This is a genomic window from Emticicia sp. GW821-FHT11C11 (assembly GCF_058808615.1).
On sequence record NZ_JBXARV010000001.1, the window covers coordinates 918,767 to 936,674 of the forward strand.

Below are 17,908 nucleotides of genomic sequence, written 5' to 3' on the forward strand. Positions count from 1 at the left end.
TTGTGAAAAGGCTTAAAATGATAATGAAATTTCTGAAATTATTTAGCCAAGGCTAAAAAGTACCAGATAAACGTACGCATTTGTTTAATAAAACATCTTTCGGGTTCAGACTTAATAGGCAGGTAAAGTGGTTAAAATGCAGAAAAATATCATGATATGTGATGTTAAAGTATGAGTAATTTAATTCGAGATTAAAATGATAAAAATCAGAGCAATCAATCAGGATTTTTTGTAGATTTGCATTTAATAATTGTGTTTTTTTTAGTTTCAGTTTTTACACTACTCATGTTTAAAAGATTCTCCCTCTTCCTGAGCGTAGCTCTATTGGGGCTGCTTTGCAATGGCTGTAAACCTAAAAGTGATTCTAAAGTTTATAATGCTAAAGCTGCTGACCCCGAACTTTATCATCAATCGGTAGAATTGTTGACAGAAGTTATCATTCATGATATTTTCAAACCGCCTGTAGCCAGTCGTATTTGTGCGTATGCTAGTCTGGCGGGCTATGAGGCGATGGTACCCGGTTTTCCGGAATATCAATCCATGGCCGGTAAGTTGAAAGGATTCAAAGAAGGGCCGCAACCGGAAAAAGGGAAAGACTATTGTTTCCCATTGGCAAGTACTAAAGCATTTCTGAAAATAGCACGTACGCTGACTTTCTCCGGTAATTTTTTTGACGATTACGAAAAAGGATTTTTTAAGAAGTATGAAGACATGGGAGTACCTGAAGACGTAATGGTGCGCTCAATGGCTTATGGCGATAGTGTGGCTGCACACGTGATGCGGTATTCAGGCGGAGATAAGTATAAACAAACCCGTGGAATCAGATTTACAGTAACTAACGTTCCGGGTACCTGGGTACCAACCCCCCCGGCATATGCTGATGCATGCGAACCGGAATGGAACAAGATACGGGCCTTTTCGCTTGACTCGGCAGGGCAATATCCACCACCACCACCGCCCCAATATAACCATGACAGAAAAAGCGCTTTCTGGAAAGAGACATTAGAAGTATATGATACCGGCAGGAACCTTACTGAAGAACAAAAACGTATTGCCTGGTTCTGGGATGATAATCCGTTTGTAATGAACGTGATGGGGCACGTGATGTTTGCCAACAAGAAAATGACTCCCGGTGGGCACTGGTTGGCCATTCACACCACGGTTTCACGCAAAACAAATGCTTCGTTCCAAAAAAGTGTGGAAGGTTACATGCTTACCTCTGTTGCTCTTCTGGACGGATTTATCAGTTGCTGGAAAGAAAAATACCGCAGTGTGAAAGTACGCCCGGAGACGGTTATTAACCAGGAGCTGGATCCGAAATGGCAACCGTTTTTGCAGACTCCGCCATTTCCGGAATACACCAGCGGGCATAGTACCATATCAGCTGCGGCAGCAGAAGTACTCAGCTTTGTACATGGCGATAATTTCTCTTTTACAGACTCTACAGAATATAAACATGGCCATGGAGTGATGTCGTTTCAGTCGTTCAGAGAAGCGGCTCGGATGGCGAGCGTGAGCCGTATGTATGGTGGTATTCACTATAGATCCGGCTGCGATGAAGGAAACAAATGTGGTATTAAAATAGGGCAGCATGTGTTGCAAATAGCCCAAACCCGAAGAAAAAATGCCGTTGCGGCTAAATAATATAACAAAATGGCCTTGCTAAAACAAGGCCATTTTTATTTAAAAACCGACGTGGAATTTACCATTCCATGCGTGGTAAAGGACTTACCTGCTGAGACGTAAATTCTCCTTTCAGATATTTGAAATGAGCCGCCATGGCTATCATACCGGCGTTATCGGTACAATACTGAAACTCAGGTATGAAAACCTTCCATTTTTCCTTTTCTCCCAATTCCTGAATAGCTTTTCTCAAGCCACTGTTAGCCGAGACTCCCCCTGCTATGGCAACTTCTTTTATGCGCAGTTCGCGGGCAGCTTTACGCAATTTTTGAAGCAGCATTTTTATCAATGTATGCTGTACACTGGCACATATATCTGCTATGTTTTCTTCTACAAAATGGCTGTTTTGAGCCTGTTTTGCCTTTAAAAAGTACAAAATAGAGGTCTTTATACCACTAAACGAAAAGTTGTATGCAGGCATTTCAGACATCGGAAACTCAAATGCCAACGGATTTCCCCCTTGGGCATATTTGTCAACCAGCGGCCCACCGGGGTACGGTAGTCCCAGTAATTTTGCTGTCTTGTCAAAGGCTTCTCCTACGGCGTCGTCCTGTGTTTCACCTATTATCTCCATGTTCAGATAATCCTTTACCAATACAATCTGCGTGTGGCCTCCGCTTACAGTAAGACACAGAAATGGAAATGCAGGGGCCGGCGTATCAATAAAATGCGCCAGCACATGCGCTTGTATGTGATTAACCTCTATCAGGGGGATGTCGAGTCCGAGTGCCATGGCCTTGGCAAAAGATGTGCCCACTAATAAAGAACCTAAAAGGCCGGGTCCGCGGGTAAATGCAATAGCATTTAGTTGTTTTTTTGTTATATTTGCTTTTCTAAGAGCGTTTTCAACCACCGGTAATATGTGCTGCTGGTGTGCGCGCGAGGCCAATTCGGGTACTACACCACCAAAACGTTCATGAATTATCTGGCCAGCCACAATGTTAGAGCAGATTTTGCCGTTAGAAATAACAGCTGCCGACGTTTCGTCGCACGAAGATTCGATTGCTAAAATATTCAAAACTAAAGATTAAAATTTTGTGTTTTAGAGGTTCAGATACTATTCATAACACAAAATTACTATACAGTAATTCACTAATTAATTTATTTGTCAATTATTTTGCGTAGGGCTTTTAAAATATTATCGAGGATACTACCTAATCTTATTCTCTACTCGTTTCTGGGGATAATGATGGTGTTCTATGCCCTGCAGCTTCCGTCAGTTCAAACCCTTACTTTGCAAAGAGCCACCGAATACCTGTCCCGGCAATTGGGTTCGAAGGTGAAAATTGAAAAAGCAAAACTTACCTGGCTCGACGAAATCACACTTGAAAACATTACCATTTATGACTACAAAGATCGTGAAATGATTTTTGTGAAAGAATTGTATGTCAATACCAAAAGCAATTTCAAGTTTGACTGGAACACTTTTCTTACTTTCGACAATAACCTTGACTACGTAATGGTTATGAGTCCGCGGGTGAAACTGATTTATGAGCAGGATGGTGATCTCAATATTGATAAATGGATTGCCAAAGTTGAAGAATTGACGTCCCCTCCGCGAGATACTACCAAGCCTTATATTGAGCGCAATACTCCGTTTACGATTGACGAAGCGTATATTCAGGGAGGAACATTTACTTTACAAGACCCTGACAAAGAGCCGTTTTCGAAAGAAGAATTCGATTACAACAACTTTACGGTTCATGAAGTACAGGGCCTGCTGAAAAACTTTTTTATTCAGGGCGATACTATTAAATTCAAACTCACCGACCTGAAAGGAATAGACCGCAGAAGTGATCTAGAAATAAAAGAAATGAATACGCAATTCTTTTATTCGAGGCAGCACATGCGATTCGACGATCTGTATGCACGGATTAATAATTCTATACTGAAAAAATCGGTTCATTTCGAGTATCTTACTCCACGTGATTTTCAGGACTTCAATGAAAAAGTAGTAATGATTGGCGACCTTCGAGACTGTGAAATTGATGCACAGGATTTGGGTCGGTTTGCAACAGATATGTATCAGTATCACGAAAATTATCTGCTTAATGGCGATTTCAAAGGTACTGTACATGATTTCAGAGTGAAAAATTTCGATCTGAAATTTGGTAGGAACAGCTATTTGAATGGTGAAATTGCATTTAAAAATATGCCGGATCTGCGAAAAGCAGTAATGGATTTAGACTGGAAACCGTCTCAGATTGATGCCATCGATGCCCGGCAATATGTTGGCGACTCTCTGTATACCAGGCAGGTATATAAGTTTGGCGTAGTAAACTTTTCAGGCATTTTCAAAGGGGTGTATGATGATTTCACCACTACTGCCCAGATTAAATCTCAGCTAGGTACAGTGTCCGGTAAAATTGCCATGAAGATTCCTGACAATAAGGCTTTAGCTACCTATGCGGGAAACCTGACAGTTGATAACCTCGAACTCGGTAAGTTGGTAGAGGAAGAAAAAACCTTGCAGAGGATATCTTTCACAGGTGAAATCAAGGGTAAAGGATTAACCATTAAAGATGCCCTTCTGAACTTCGACGGCAACGTGAAACATATCTGGTTCAACGGTTATGATTTCAGAAATATAAACGTTGACGGGGCAATGAGTAAATCGTTATTTGAGGGGAGGATAAGTGTGAAAGATACGAATCTGACTTTTGATGTAGGGGGTAGAGTTGATTTCAGCAAAACTTTAAATAAGTTTGATATTCATGGATTAGTTCAAAACGCCAATCTGAGGGCTTTGGGTTATACCGACAATGATGTGAAATTGCGCTCGGAATTGAACCTGAACTTTCAGGGTAACGAATTGGATAACTGGATTGGCGAGGCGCAACTATTGCACACTGTATTGCAATACGATAAAAGATTGCTTGGCATAGATTCTGTTTTTGTCACTTCAGCATTAGTTGATGATAACCGGCGCATAAGTCTGCTTTCAGAATTTTTCAATATTGACGTTACCGGTAAATTTACACCAAGTCAGGTTATCAGTGACGTGGCGCGTTTCTCAAAGGAATACAGCCAGTATTTTGTAGATAACGAAGCAACCCGGCTGGCCTATTATGCACAGCGGTCGTATAGAAACAATCAGCCCGGATATAACCTGGGCTATAAGGTGCTATTTAAACAATCTCAGCCATTTTTTGCCTACTTCTATCCGGAGTTGTTTGTAGCGGCCAATACAGAGCTGGAAGGACAACTGAATATCAGAAATACCGTAGAATTATCTCTTGCGGGTAAGATAGACACCCTGCGGCATGGCAGTTTTGCATTCTATAACAATGAGCTAGACTTCAATACTTCGAAAGAACTGAATTCTCCCAACATACTTACTTCGTTAATATTCAATTCTGAAAAACAGAAACTGGGTGACATGGAGCCTACCGAAAAACTGGAAGTAAGCGGCGATTGGGGTCTGGACAATGTTATTGAGTTTGATGCAAAAATCAGACAGCAGAAAAGCTCTAATCAGGCGCAGGTATTCGGGCAGTTGAAGTTTTTGCCAGAGGGTATAGATCTGGCGTTTAATCCTCGCAATACCAGACTCGACTTATTGGGGGATACCTGGCGGATAGATGAAAACAATCGAGTTAGTTTTAATGAAAGCGATATCCTATTCAGGAATGTAGCCATTTCTAATAAAAAACAGAGTATCTCACTGAGTGGAGTACTTTCTGAAGATGCCCGCAAAGAAGCATATATTGATGTGCATGACTTTGACTTGCAAACCATTAAGCCGCTTTCAAATATTGATCTGAAAGGAATTGTAAATGGTAAGCTGATGGTGAGAGATGTTTACAACGAAGCACTGGTAACCAGTAAGTTTGATGTAGCTGATCTGATATACAAAAAGAGCCTGATCGGTACAATAGCCGGAGAAGTACTGTGGGATAACCTCTCGCAAAAGCTGAACATTAACGGAAACATTGTCAGACTCAACAATGAGATTTTCCGTTTGTCAGGCACCTATGATCCGAAAAACGAGTACAATCCATTGAATCTTGAAGCCAATCTCAGCAAGGCTAATCTAGAGATATTTGACTCGTTTGTTGATGATATTTTTTCAAATCTCGGGGGCTATGGTTCTGGAAGACTGACAGTTAGAGGAACCCCGGGCGATCCGGTTATCAGAGGAAGTGTGGATATTGACCAGGGTAGTCTGATTGTTAATGAATTAAGAGCCCCTCTATATTTTGACGATAAAATCAACTTTAATGAAGAGGGCTTTGTAGTGCAAAAAGGCTTTAAAGTTCGGGATGCACGAGTAAATGGGAATGAAGCAGAACTGGCCGGAGGTATTTTTAATGGAGGTAACGGACATTTTATGCTAGGTCTGCATGCTTACATGAGAGGCCGTGATGGTTTCAGAATCATGAATACGAGCATCAGAGATAATGAAGATTTTTATGGCGTCGGAATCGCTTCCGGCGACATGCACATAACCGGCAACTTTAAGCACGTAGCCATAACGGGGAATCTGACCAGCAAATCGGGAACGAAAATTACGATACCGCTCGATGGCGCAACCAGTGTAGATACGGAGGCTGACGGAATAAGCTTTGTGAGTAAAAATACAGGTTTGTTCAAAAACAAAGCTGCGAAAAAAGATTCGTTGATAAGTGAAGAGAAAGGAAGTTTGAAGATGGCTTTCAATTTTACTTTTACCCCCGATGCCGAATGTGAAGTGATTTTTGACCGTAACAACAAAGACATGCTCACTGCGGTAGGCAATGGGCGTATAAGTATTGAGTATGACACCCGCGGTGGTTTTACCATGACAGGCCCCTATACCATTAAAAACGGAAAGTATGATTTCAGCTTACAGAATATATCGAGGGTGCGTAAATTTGATATAGCAGAAGGGAGTTGGATTCGCTGGTCGGGTGATCCTTATGATGCAGATATAAGCATCAATGCCATTGTTACGGCTAATGTGATGCTGCCGGAAGGAATAGCATCGAGTACCAATAGTGCTGAATTGAAAACGCCGTATCCCGTGAATGCCTATGTGATGCTGACTGACAAACTGATGAAACCTACCATTAAGTATGATATCAAGTTTGACCAGCGCCGCCTTCCGTTGAATCTTCAGCCTCAGGTAATTGCTTTTGAGCAGCGCCTGAGAAACGACGAACAATTACTGGCCAATAACTTTGTGGGTATAACGGCACTGAACCGTCTGTTTTCTGACAACAGCTTCAAGGATGCGGTTGACTCACAACTGTTGCTTGATAACGTCAGCAATCTGTTAACCAATCAATTGGGTACCATTGCATCAAAAATAGACCCTAATCTGGAGATTGGGGTTCAGTTGGGCGTTTTGAGTAATGTACGTCAGAGTCTGTTTAATAATATGCAGCTCAATTTCTCATACCGGTTCAGCAATAACCGCTTAAAACTAAGTGTTAACAATACTATTCTGCAGAATCAGGAACAAACTGCCAGTAACTACTTTTACGGAGGTGAAGTAGAGTGGATGTTGAATGAAGACGGCAGCTGGCGACTAAAAGCATATAGCCGTAACGTGCCGAACTATTTCTACAATTTCAATAATAACGTAACCGTAAATGGTGTAAGCTTGCAGCACACACGCAACTTTAATACGATCTTCAAACGTAAACCTGCTAAGCAGGTGTCTACCGGTATTACCACAATCAAAAAGCCTGAAGGGTCAGAAGTGACTTTTAAAGGTCTTTAAAAACGATACTGTACGCGGCAGGTAAAGTTGTTATCTTTCAAATCGTCGGTATAATCTTTAAGCGCGGTTTTCTCATTTTGAGGCATTTCATACCACAGCATTAAACGTACATTTTCGTTCAGGTGGGTAAGATAGCCAAAGCCAAAAGTATTGAAGCGCACATCTGCGGCCGAGAAACCTTGCCCGATCTCAGTGTTTTTAACCTTTTTATTCGGGTCATACCAGTCGTATTTCAATACAAGCTGATGTTTTTTACTACCCAGATGCTGCAGAAAATAGAAATACGCTCCATCAAAATTACGGATGAATAGCGGCGCTAACTTACCGTTTTCCATCGGTATAACGGCCGGGGTTTCAGTGGTACTCTGTATGGCTGTTTGTGTACCTCTGATATACTCTGCCCTGAACTCTGTTTCGCCACCTTTGCGGTTAGGAATTCTGATTTGCACATCGGCACCGAAATAATTACGCGGAGCAATTTTGCCCACATTAGCCAATGACGAATCGACAGTGAAATGCCTCTCAGTTCCTTTTATTCTATAAATCTGGTTCGTGAATTGCTCCATCCCTCCGAAGAAACCGGATAGGCTACCGCTGATAAACAATCTGGGAGAAATAGGAAGGTGTTTCACTGAGAACCTGGTGATAACATCTTTATGATTATCAAAATCGGCAACGGCATTGACGCCCTGTCCGTTAAATACCCCTACGTCAAATTTTATATATTTCATAAAATTGGCTTTGTTCCGGGGTTCAAAAGTACCCATAAAACCAAAATCGCGTTCAACTTTCATTAATATCTGAGACATCCTTCCCCGTTCGGGTGATTCCCTATCCGGCGATCCGTAGCCAACTTCAAAGCCGAAAGGACGGGCAAACATACCGGTTGTGAGATAGAATGAGTTGAATTTGTTTTCGTAGATACGTCCCCAGAAATCGCGGATAAAGATACCCCTTTCGGTGCCGTCAAACTGAAAAATAAAGTAAAGTTTCGGGTTATTGTTTTTATCGAAACGAGCGTAATCGAAACGTATACGACCTCGTCGAAGCATGTAGCGGTTACTGGCATTAGGTTGGAAATCACCTCCATTGAAATTCCTGGCGCCTTTACTTTGTATCCATTGGAATTGTGGCTGAATGTATCCGCCCACACCAATGTATTCGTATTTACGGAATGTTGAAAGTAGTTTCCGCGCAGTTGTGGTGTCAATTTCATTTAAAGAACCGTGGTCTTGTGCTAAAGACACAGAGGCGCATAAGCTTATGAGCAGACAGGTGATACCTGTTCTGACAAACAGATGTAAGCATAGTTTCATATTGGTGCGTAGACACAATCAGAACAATTGTGTAAGTATTTTAAATAAACAGATTCCGGAAAGTCAATTCCGGAACCCGGGTATAATACAATTTTGAATTTTAAACAGAAAAACCGGTTAAAACCAGTTATAACAACCAGCGGAAAAATATGAACAATGTTGCCGATAGAAGAATTGCTACAGGCAGCGTAAGTACCCAGGCCAGCACAATGTTTTTGATAGTACCCGATTGCAGGTTTTTAATACCTTTGCTGGCAACCATGGTTCCGGCAATACCTGATGATAGCGAGTGAGTAGTACTGACAGGTAGTTTAAACCATGAAGCCATACCAATGGTTGCCGCAGCAACCAACTCTGCTGAAGCACCCTGTGCATAAGTAAGGTGAGACTTCCCGATTTTTTCACCAACGGTTACTACAATCCGTTTCCAGCCTATCATTGTTCCCAGACCCAACGAAAGCGAAATCATCAGGATAACCCACATAGGAGCATGATCGGTATATTTTCTGATACCTTTTTCTTCTACAACCGCCGCTGCTTTAAGTTCAGCCTTGTTGGCGTCACTCAAAATCACATCAGGATCTTCTACCAGTTTTTTTGCATTACCACTTAAGGTCAACAGTGCCTTGCGGGCGTCTAAAGCCTTGGCTTTACTAACTTTATTACTATCGGCCAGTGCATTCAGAAAGCTGACACTTGCCTTAATTTGTTTAATTCTTTGTTTTTCAATGTCAGACGTCCGGGTAGTGTCGATTAATGCCACTTTCTCAGATATCGTTGTTAACTCCGGTTTGATTTTGTCAAAGTCGATAGTATTATTAATCGCAAAATAGGCAGGAAGAACACCAATCAGAATCAACATCACAAGACCAATCCCTTTTTGTCCGTCGTTACGACCATGAAAGAAGCTTACCAATGTACAGGTAGTTATCAAAATGGCTCTGACCCAGAACGGAGGTTCCTCGTTTTTCTTAGGTTCGTCAAATATCTGTTTTCTGATGTCTTTATTGAGAACTCTGCGAAGCGTAAACATTAAAATGACAGCCAAGCTGAAACCTACTAAAGGTGAAAGGAATAGAGCGTAGAAGATTTCTCTGGCTTTGTCCCAGTTAACAGCGGCTACTCCCTGAGTGTTTTCAGGTAAAAGAGCGTAACCAAGACCTACCCCCAAAATAGCACCTATCAGTGTATGAGAACTTGAAGCCGGAATACCAAAATACCAGGTACCGAAGTTCCATATAATGGCACTGAATAACAGCGCCAGTACCATAGCAATGCTATGATAAACGTTCTGGTCAATTAATAATTCTACAGGAAGCAGGTTTACTATGCTCATACCTACCCCTACGCCTCCGGTTACAACACCAATAAAATTGATTAAACCAGACCAGACAACCGCTTGAGTTGGTTTAAGAGAATTGGTATATATAACGGTTGCAACGGCGTTGGCAGTATCATGAAAACCGTTGATAAATTCAAATGCACAGGCTGCAAGCAGACAAAATGAGAGAAGCAGGAAAATGTCGGTTTCTAAGCCAAACATGGGGTCTTTGGGGTTTAGTTATAACAGTACGATTATATTGGTGTCTATTTAGGTCGCAAAAATCCGAAAGATTCCATGATAGCTGAAAGATTTCATGTTAAGAAATTGTAAAGACTAAGTTGTACGGTTTGAGTTTTAGGCAAATCGCATAATTTTTTCGAATAATTCTCTTTGATTGAATGGTTTGGTTATGTATTCGTTCATACCGATTTCAATACATTTTTCTTTTTCTCCAACCAGTGAGTGGGCTGTCATGGCGATAATCGGGGTATCATTTTTCAACTCATCCCGAATAGTAGTCGTTGCCTGATACCCATCCATTTCAGGCATTTGAAGATCCATAAGGATAATATTGTAACGATTGCTTTTGACTTTTTCTACTGCAATTTTTCCATTTTGTGCTAAGTCGGCATCGAACCCGAATTTTTCCAGTACACGAATGGCCAGTTTCTGATTAAGTATGTTATCTTCCACCAGCAGAATGTTTATTTTTTTATCAGTAATCAATTCGGAAGCTTTAATGGCAGATACCTTAACAGTTTTTGAACGAATCTTTTTATAGGTTATCGAAAACCCGAAGGTAGAACCCTTACCCGGATGACTTTCAACCCATATACGGCCGTTTTGCAATTCAATCAGTGATTTTGAAATACTTAAACCTAGTCCGGTACCTCCGTATTTACGGGTAGTGTCTGAATTGGCCTGAGTAAAACGGTCGAAAATCATTTCAAGTTTATCTTGGGAGATACCGATACCCGTATCAATTACCTTAAATATAATGGTAGTTTCGGTATCCGAATCACTGCTTTGCTCAGCAATAATCTTAACAGAGCCTGAGGTAGTGAACTTAACGGCATTATTGGTCAGATTCAGTAATATCTGATTGAGTCGGGTAGGGTCACCTACAACCGAATCAGGTATTGCGTCATCAGCCGAGCAGAATAATTCCAGATCCTTTTCAGCGGCTTTGCCCTGAAAAATGCTTCTAATTGTTTTTAAAATTTCTTTAATGCTGAATGGTACCTCTTCAATTGCAATGTGACCAGATTCGATTTTTGAGAGATCCAGAATATCATTGATGATGCCCAGCAGATTTTCAGTAGATATAATAATGTAAGACAGGTACTCTGATTGCTCGGTGCTTAAAGGACTATCTTTGAGCAAATTAGCAAAACCCACAATCGCATTCATCGGGGTTCTGATTTCGTGGCTCATGTTAGCGAGAAAAACATCTTTGGCGTAAGCATTTTTTTCAGCCTGAATTTTAGCCTGTACAAGTTCCTTTTCATTCTGAATGCGTTCGGTAATATCAACAGCATTACCTATCACATACTTTTCTCCGTCAAGCAATTCCGAAAGTATATTGTTGTACATCCATGTTTTGATTGAGCCGTCTCTGTGTTGAACCAGCATAAGTCCTTTAGACTGCCCCTCTTGCTGTATTTCATCCAGATACTCCTGTACTCTGTTCGAAAATTCTGATGGTACCAAATCAAACAGCGTTTTTTGCATATATTCTTCAGCCGAATAACCCAGGAGTTCGGCTCCCGCCGGATTTACCGAAGAGAACTTCCCTTTAAGGTCATGAGTGCACATCAGTCCCTGAGAGTGTTCAAAGAAACCTCTGTGGCGTTCTTCACTGAGTTGTAGCAGGCGTTCGGAGTTTCTCTTGGCTGTAATATCTTTGGCAATACCGAGGAATCCCGTAATTTGGTTGTCTACGTTTTTAAGGGCTGTCAGTGATAATTCAGCTGTAATTCTGGAGCCATCTTTGGTAATAAAAGTCCACTCATTGGTATCAGTAGTGCCCAGTCTGGCTTTAGCAATCAGAGCCTCACCAGGTGCAACTAAGTCAATATTTAATTCTTTTGATACTTTTTCGGCATAGTTCTTAATTTCTTCAGGATCATGGAAGACCGTTGCATGCTGAATACCAATCATTTCTTCAGGTTTATAGCCCAGCATTTTTTCAGCGCCTTTATTGAATGTCTTTATTTTGCCGCGTATGTCGCCGGTAATAATTAAAATGCCTGAGTCAGCGTCCATAATACCTTTTAATTCAGTATAAATTTCGTTGAACTCCAAACGAATCCGTTTTTCCCGGTCTATGTCTTGCATAGTGCCATAAATAATATGGGGTCTGCCATTTTTCAATTCCACGCCACCCATAGCCCGTGTCCATTTATAGTTTCCTTCAGCCGTTGTAATCCGAAGTTCAGTATCAAAAGGTTCTCCGGTGTGCAGTGTATGGGCAATCAGTTTTTCTATTATTTCACGGGTCTCAGGGTCTGAAAAAAGAATACTGTTTTGAAAAGTTGGTACGAAGTCAGCCTCAACCTCATAAATTTCCTTGATAAGGTCAGAAAAATGTACTTCCTGTGTTTCCAGATTAGCTTTCCAACTACCGATTTTTGCAATTTTATTAGCCGATTCCAGCATATTTTTGGTTTCGACCAATTCCTGCTCTATTAACTTTTGTTGTGTAATATCTCGTGCGATAGCATAACTATACGAAGTTGCAGGGTCTTTGGTAACTACCCAATGCAGATACCTGAAACTTCCGTTTGCTGTAGTGAATCTGTTGTTTAAAGCTACGGTTTTAGCACCGATATTAAGAAGACTTAATTGCTCGCGGGTATAGGCAATATCTTCAGGATACACAAACTCAATGGCTTGGCGTCCCATTAACTGATTGTTGGTCCAACCGAGGGTTTGTTCAAAAGATGGATTTATTTTCTTGAAATATCCGTCTGCCCCTGTCATGCAGATAAGGTCGTTCGACAGGTTGAAGAGCGTTTCATAGTGTTGAAGCTCTTGTTTTTCTTTGCGGGCAATAATCTGAGAAATAGCCTCCTGAGCCAATACTTTTAAGGCATATTCCTGATCGTTGTTTAATCTTTTGGGTTTATCATCAATTACGCATAGTGTACCCAATGCGTAGCCTTTAGGGTCAATGAGCGGATACCCCGCATAGAAACGTATGTAAGGGTCACCTGTTACCTGAGGATTATCTTTAAAACGTATATCCTGAGTTGCATCTTCAACAGATAGCATGGTATCACCCATGATGGTATATCGGCAAAAGGATATATCTCTTGTAGTTTCAGTGCCTTCCATCCCCACCTTTGACTTGAACCACTGTCGTTCTTCTGCAATCAGAGTGAGTACAGACATCGGAACACCACAAATAACAGCAGCTAGTTGGGTAAGACGGTCAAACTCTTTTTCATAGCCTGTATCAAGAATATCATAATCTCTCAGCGCTTGAAGTCTTTCTTTTTCGTTAGCAGGAACAGGTAATAAATCCGTCATAAATACTTAAATGAATTCTTGTAATCTCAAATCCGAAATTTTGCGTATCAAATCAAAAATTGTGTTTTGTAGTGTACATTAATAAAAACAAGAAAGACAATTGTCAAACTTTTCTTGAATTTTAGCAAAAGTTGTAAACATTTTTTTGATATTCACTAAAGCGGGCTTTCTTAATTACTTGTTTTTAGTCAGACAAATTGTAATTTTTGCAGTAAATTTAAACATCAAAGTTAACAAAAAATCATATCAGCCAGGGTATTTTTTGCAATTGGTCAGGTTACTTGACAATTATTGTTGGCTTTCTTATTCAATGGATACATTACTTAAATTATTTCTTAAATTCACTAGATGAAAATAACAATTGGCATTACTGATTGTGGTGATAAGCATCCGATTTATGAAAAATGGATATTGAACCAGAATGCAGATATAAAAGTAATCAAGCTTGGGTATGCGCACAACAATTTTGATGAAATCAGTCTTTGTGACGGTGTATTGCTAACAGGTGGTGAAGATGTACACCCAAGATTTTATAATAAACCCGAAAACCTGCCTTTTTGTAATCCGGATTTTATGGACGAAGATCGCGACGAATTTGAATGGCGGGTTTGTGAATACATTTTTGCCAATAAAGTGCCAGCTTTGGGTATTTGCAGAGGATTACAATTTGTCAATGTATTTTTAGGAGGTACTTTAGTAGCTGATATACCAAGCATTGGTAAGAATAACCACTCGAAATATTATGAGGGCAAAGACCGGTATCATCCTATTGAGGTCTTTCCTGATTCAACTCTGGTAGGTTTGATTGGAGCAACAAAAGGAGAGATTAATTCTGCACATCATCAATCAGTAGATATTCCGGCTTCTTCATTGGTAGTTAATTCTTTATCGGATGACGGCATTGTGGAGGGTTTGGAGTGGAAAACTCCGGGCGATCATTCATTAACGCTGGTACAATGGCATCCTGAACGTATTGAGGATGTGCATAATCCGTTTAATCGTCGCATCAGAGAAGTGTTTATTCAGGCGGCTTCAGGTAAATAAAGATTTTGTAATTGAAAATAAATATGATCTACGATTCGGTTATTATCGGTGGTGGACACAACGGATTGGTGGCAGCGTGCTATCTGGCCAAGGCCGGCAAAAAGGTATTGGTACTGGAGCAAAATGATTACATAGGAGGGGGCACCACGTCACAGAAAGTTTTTCCGGATTATGAAGCCTATCTTTCTCGATATTCTTATCTGGTTAGTTTATTCCCGAAAGAAATATTTGATGAACTGAATATTGACGTTCAACTACTGCGTAGATCCGTTGCTTCTTATACGCCTTATGTACAGAATGGTGCACATAAAGGTTTGATAATCAGTAATGAGGACGAGGCAGTATCAAGGGAGTCAATCTTAGATTTAGGATATGGACCAGAAGAGTGGGAGGGGTATCAGACCATACTCCAAAAGCAGCAGATTTTTGCTGAATTAATATGGGATTCATTCCTGCAGCCGCTTAAAAGCAAGGAAGAATGGAAAGCTTATTTTAAGGCCAATGGGCATGCTGAACTGTGGGATAGTTTTGTGGAAGAACCCATCGGCAAATTGATAGAAAGGCATGTGAAATCGGATATTCTGAGAGGTGTATTGATGACTGATGCCAAAATAGGGTCGTATACACATGCCTATGACGAAAGCCTGTTGCAGAACAGAACATTCATATACCATGTGGTGGGTAATAAAACAGGAGAATGGCGGGTACCGAAAGGCGGAATGGGTAACCTGGTTGCTCAGCTGATTGCCAAAGCAACAGAATTGGGAGTAGATTTAAAGACCGATACGACTGTGGTGCAGATAAAGGCAGGTGATGTAACCGACGTAATTTACCATCAAAACCACTTGCCCTATACTGTGCAGGCCAGAGATGTTCTGGTAAATGCTGCCCCGAAGGTGCTTGAAAAGCTATTGGGCAATACTCCCAAACCTGCCCTATCTACAGAAGAGGGGACTGCATTTAAGATGAATCTGTTGTTGAAAAAACTTCCTCAACTTAAAGATAAGGCGGTTGCACCGCAACAGGCATTTGCCGGTACATTCCATATCAATCAGTCTTATTCGCAAATGGAAGAAACTTTTCAGGAAGCAGCATCGGGTCGAATCCCTGGTTCAATCGCCTGTGAAATCTATTGTCATACTTTGACTGACCCTACTATTTTATCTGAAGAACTGCATGAACAAGGATACCATACGATGACCGTATTCGGGCTTGATTTACCGTATGAATTGTTTATAGAAGACAATGAAGCAGCCAAAGCAGAAGTGGTTGAGAAGTTTCTGAAAGGGATTAATGCCTATTTAGCTGAGCCAATAGAAGACTGTCTTGCCAGAGACAAAAACGGTAACTGGTGCATAGAAGCCAAGAGTTCGGTTGATATTGAAAATGCATTAGGTATGCCCCGGGGTAATATTTTTCATAATGGTCTGTCGTGGTTTTATGCCGAAAATCATGATGCCGTTGGCAAATGGGGTGTGGAAACACCATACGAACATATTTATGTATGTGGTTCAGGTGCGTCCAGAGGTGGCGCCGTGAGCGGAATACCAGGTAGAAATGCCGCTAAGCTGTTATTAGATTAAGAAAGAGATTCAAATTAAACCTCTTTCTTATGGTTTCCAACCTGGTCCTTTCACAAACCGGCCGGGTTTTGATCCTGTATGCGTACCGTTATTTAAAACCTGTTGTCCGTTCACAAACACATGCACCATGCCTTCAGATAATTGATGTGGTTTTTCAAAAGTGGCTTTATCCTGCATTTTAGCTAAATCAAATACCAATACATCGGCATAGTTGCCTACTTGCAGACGCCCTCTTTTCTTCACTTTCAGGTTATCGCAAGGTAAAGACGTCAGTTTCCGAATGGCTTCCTGAAGTGTAATCACTTTTTCGTCACGTACGTATTTACCAATTAAGCGCGTAAAGTTACCATAAGCCCGTGGGTGTGCACTCGATTTAAGAAATAAGCCTTCTGCTGCCATGGATGAAGCATCAGAGCCGAAACTCATGTACGGTAATTGTATCTGTTTTTTTACGTTTTCTTCGCTCATCAGGAAATAAACCACTTCCACGCGAGAATCATCATCAATCACCAGATCCATTGCTGTTTCGTACCATGTTTTATTTCTTATAGCGGCCACTTCGGTCAGTGTTTTACCGATATATTTCTTGAGGGAATCTTGTTTGAAGCCTATCAGTAAGGTTTTATCTGGTCCCGCAGCCAGACAAAGATTCTCCCAGTCTTTTTGCTTAGACTGCATTTCTACACCCACCTTATTTCTATTAGTCCCTTGTTGCAGTCTTTTTCGCCATTGAGGCAGACCGCCTTCCTGCACCCATGGTGGCATGGCGGCATCGAGCCCGGTAGCACCGGCCACATAGTTATACATATCAGTAGTAATAGTGATGCCTGCTGCGCGTGCACTATCTATTTTCGTAATTACCTTGTCCAGCTTCGCCCAGTTGTCTTTCCCTGCTGCTTTCAGATGGTATATTTCGGAGTGAATATGGGCGTCTTTAGCTATTTTTATGATTTCATCTACGGCCTCTTCCAGCTTGTTGCCTTCACTTCTGATGTGCGAAATATACATGCCACCATACTCAGATACCACCTTCGCCAGTTCGGTCAGTTCGTGTGTATTAGCATAAGTGCCCGGTACATAAATGAGCGATGAGCCCACACCCATGGCACCTTCCTGCATGGCTGTTCTTACTTGCTGCTTCATTCTTTCCAGTTCATCGGGTTTAGGTGGCCTGTTGGCATAGCCCAGTTCATTAGCCCTCACGGTAGCTGCTCCCACGAACGATGCCACATTGGTAGAAACCCCGTTCTTTTCCAGATATTGCAGGTATTCGCCCAGGGTTGTCCATTCTATTTTATACTTGATATCTCCCTGCAGTTTTTGTTCATACGCCTTAACAGAATCACTCAGTGGTCCCATCGAGTTACCCTCACCCATTACTTCCAACGTAACACCCTGCATTATTTCTCCCATTGAACGGCCGTCGTGAATCAAACTCTCGGTGCTCCAGCTTAGCATATTCACAAAACCCGGCGACACCACTAACCCCTGGGCATCAATGGTTTGTTTAGTCCCCGACTGCCCCGATAAATCACCAATAAAAGCTATGGTATCAGCATTAACGGCAATATCTGCTTTTTGGGGTTCGCCACCATTACCATCATATACCAATCCGTTTTTAATGATGATGTCATAACTGGCTTTCTGCTGGCAGGCAGTTAATAGAAGAAGCATGAACAAGCCCGATAAAAGTGACGGATAGCGCATGAGAGTAAAGGTTAAA

At 41.3% G+C, this 17,908-nt stretch carries 9 protein-coding genes; 4 read left to right on the forward strand and 5 right to left on the reverse strand.

Annotated elements, in window-relative coordinates; translation table 11 throughout:
• Positions 1 to 285 precede the first annotated feature (285 nt).
• On the forward strand, positions 286 to 1,644 hold the full coding sequence (locus tag AC1RRY_RS03885; protein WP_492817930.1) for a vanadium-dependent haloperoxidase: 1,359 nt from the start codon (positions 286 to 288) through the stop codon (positions 1,642 to 1,644).
• A 58-nt stretch (positions 1,645 to 1,702) separates the two neighbouring features.
• On the opposite strand, the gene tsaD is transcribed toward AC1RRY_RS03885, so the two are convergent.
• Complete coding sequence (gene tsaD / locus AC1RRY_RS03890; RefSeq protein WP_492817929.1) at positions 1,703 to 2,701, reverse strand: tRNA (adenosine(37)-N6)-threonylcarbamoyltransferase complex transferase subunit TsaD; 999 nt, start codon at positions 2,699 to 2,701, stop codon at positions 1,703 to 1,705.
• An 87-nt stretch (positions 2,702 to 2,788) separates the two neighbouring features.
• On the opposite strand from tsaD, the gene AC1RRY_RS03895 reads away from it, so the two are divergent.
• Positions 2,789 to 7,387 (forward strand): translocation/assembly module TamB domain-containing protein, encoded by a 4,599-nt coding sequence (locus AC1RRY_RS03895; protein ID WP_492817928.1) that lies wholly within the window; start codon positions 2,789 to 2,791, stop codon positions 7,385 to 7,387.
• On the opposite strand, the gene AC1RRY_RS03900 is transcribed toward AC1RRY_RS03895, so the two are convergent.
• The 3 genes from AC1RRY_RS03900 to AC1RRY_RS03910 form a co-directional block, all read right to left on the reverse strand.
• Positions 7,384 to 8,703, reverse strand: coding sequence for a porin (locus tag AC1RRY_RS03900; protein WP_492817927.1), 1,320 nt, complete (start codon positions 8,701 to 8,703; stop codon positions 7,384 to 7,386). The two genes, AC1RRY_RS03895 and AC1RRY_RS03900, sit on opposite strands and share 4 nt — an antisense overlap.
• A 127-nt stretch (positions 8,704 to 8,830) precedes the next feature.
• Complete coding sequence (locus AC1RRY_RS03905) at positions 8,831 to 10,246, reverse strand: inorganic phosphate transporter (RefSeq protein ID WP_492817926.1); 1,416 nt, start codon at positions 10,244 to 10,246, stop codon at positions 8,831 to 8,833.
• 135 nt (positions 10,247 to 10,381) lie between these two features.
• Positions 10,382 to 13,558, reverse strand: a complete 3,177-nt coding sequence (locus AC1RRY_RS03910; protein ID WP_492817925.1) for a PAS domain S-box protein — start codon at positions 13,556 to 13,558, stop codon at positions 10,382 to 10,384.
• A gap of 348 nt (positions 13,559 to 13,906) precedes the next feature.
• Between AC1RRY_RS03910 and AC1RRY_RS03915 the strand changes: the two genes are divergently transcribed.
• Together AC1RRY_RS03915 and AC1RRY_RS03920 are read left to right on the forward strand one after the other, a co-directional pair.
• A complete protein-coding gene (locus AC1RRY_RS03915) occupies positions 13,907 to 14,602 on the forward strand; it encodes a gamma-glutamyl-gamma-aminobutyrate hydrolase family protein (RefSeq protein WP_492817924.1) in 696 nt (231 codons plus the stop codon).
• A gap of 23 nt (positions 14,603 to 14,625) precedes the next feature.
• Positions 14,626 to 16,185, forward strand: coding sequence for a phytoene desaturase family protein (locus tag AC1RRY_RS03920; RefSeq protein WP_492817923.1), 1,560 nt, complete (start codon positions 14,626 to 14,628; stop codon positions 16,183 to 16,185).
• Between the two features lie 27 nt (positions 16,186 to 16,212).
• Here AC1RRY_RS03920 and AC1RRY_RS03925 read toward each other — a convergent pair whose 3' ends face one another.
• Positions 16,213 to 17,892 (reverse strand): N-acyl-D-amino-acid deacylase family protein, encoded by a 1,680-nt coding sequence (locus AC1RRY_RS03925; RefSeq protein WP_492817922.1) that lies wholly within the window; start codon positions 17,890 to 17,892, stop codon positions 16,213 to 16,215.
• Positions 17,893 to 17,908: the final 16 nt, after the last annotated feature.